This is a genomic window from Clostridium sp. Cult2 (assembly GCF_021655075.1).
GTDB lineage: Bacteria > Bacillota > Clostridia > Tissierellales > Tepidimicrobiaceae > Schnuerera.
In genome coordinates, this window is sequence record NZ_PPXX01000109.1 from 1 (window position 1) to 1,797 (window position 1,797).

Here is a 1,797-nt window from a genome sequence, read left to right on the forward strand (position 1 = left end):
ATTTATTATATAAAAAAGGTGGAGTTTTTCCACCTTAAACTGTCATTTTTTCTTCAATTCCATCCGTATCCACTTCTTTTATATCATCAAAAAACTTCTGTGTTTCAGAAATAACAACATGCCTTAATCCTATTAATCCAATTAGATTTGGAAATGCCATAAGTCCATTAACTATATCTGCTATAATAAAAATCATCTCCAATGGTAAAAAAGACCCTACTGCAACTAAAGCTATAAAAATAATTTTATAAGGTTTTATTCCCTTTACGCCGAATAAATATTCAATACATCTTTCCCCATAATAATTCCATCCTAATATAGTTGTAAACGCAAAGAATATCAAACCTATATTAACTATATATTTTCCTAATAAAGCTATTGGCAATCCATTTTCAAAGGCTGCTGTAGTTAAATTTGCACCTTCTAGATTTCCAGTAAAGCTTCCTGTAACAACAATAACTAATCCAGTCATTGTACAAATTATAATAGTATCAATAAATGTTCCTGTCATAGAAATTAATCCTTGTCTTACAGGAGATTTTGTTTTTGCTGCTGCTGCTGCTATAGGTGCACTACCAAGTCCTGCTTCGTTTGAAAATACTCCCCTTCCAATTCCTCTTTGCATGGCAATTGAAATAGTTATTCCTACTGCACCTCCTAAAGCTGCTTTAGGATTAAATGCACTTCTTATTATTAAACTAATAGCTGAAGGTATTTTGGTAAAATTAAATATTAGTACCAAAATAACTCCCACTATATATAGTATAGCCATAAAAGGAACAATTTTTTCTGATACACTTGAAATTCTTTTTATTCCTCCTAGAGTAACTAAGGCCACTAATATAGTAACTACTACTGCTGTAACTATTAATGGAATATTGAATCCTATTTTTGCTGCATCAGCAATAGACTTTACTTGCCCAAATGTTCCTATTCCAAGTAGAGCAACACCTACTCCAAATATGGCAAATAATTTTGCTAACCAATTTAATCCTAGCCCATTTTTTATATAATACATTGGTCCACCAGCCATTTGTCCATTCTCATCTACTTCTCTATATTTTATTGCAAGTACTCCTTCAGCATATTTAGTAGCCATGCCAAAAAAAGCTGCTATCCACATCCAAAACAATGCTCCTGGTCCTCCAGCCTTAATTGCAGTAGCAACTCCAACTATATTTCCTGTTCCTATAGTTGCTGATAAAGCCGTACATAAAGCTCCATAACTAGTAACATCACCTTTTGCATCATCATCAGTATCTTCCTCTTTTGAAAATATGTATTTTAGTGCTAAAGGTAGTTTAAATATTTGTAGTAGTTTTAATTTCCAGGTTAAATATATTCCTGTCCCTACTAATAATACTAATAGTGGTGGCCCCCATATTATAGCATCGATAGTACTTAAAATTGATTGAATTTGATTTAACATAAAAAAATCCCCCTTAAATTTAAATTTACGGAGGAGAATAGATAGGTAAATAAGATCTATTAAATAATAAAAATTTATAGACCTATCTTATCCCCTGTCCTTTTACCTGAGAGTTTCAATAATTTAAACTTTAAATTATCTTGCTCCTTCGGTGCTCATCTCTGAGTCTCTCCAGAGGTTCGTCCAATAGCGGTCCTAATACCTGAAAGATTTACTTCTTCGGTGGATTTATTTAAAAATCTCTCTCCCACTACCTTCAACCGAACATTATTAAATTATATTACGATTATATATGCTTTCCTTAAAAATTTCAACCTCTTTCTATATTAATTATAAAAAATACTCTCAATATTTTTTATTTTTATAAT

The 1,797-nt window shown here is 31.3% G+C and carries 1 protein-coding gene and 2 riboswitches; the gene reads right to left on the minus strand.

The window, feature by feature from the left end:
* Positions 1-34: 34 nt before the first annotated feature.
* Positions 35-1,429, minus strand: a complete 1,395-nt coding sequence (locus C3E90_RS12035) for an alanine/glycine:cation symporter family protein (RefSeq protein ID WP_016207129.1) — start codon at positions 1,427-1,429, stop codon at positions 35-37.
* A gap of 91 nt (positions 1,430-1,520) precedes the next feature.
* A riboswitch (glycine riboswitch) is annotated at positions 1,521-1,607 on the minus strand.
* Positions 1,608-1,609: 2 nt separating this feature from the next.
* Positions 1,610-1,689, minus strand: a riboswitch (glycine riboswitch).
* Between the last annotated feature and the right edge of the window lie 108 nt (positions 1,690-1,797).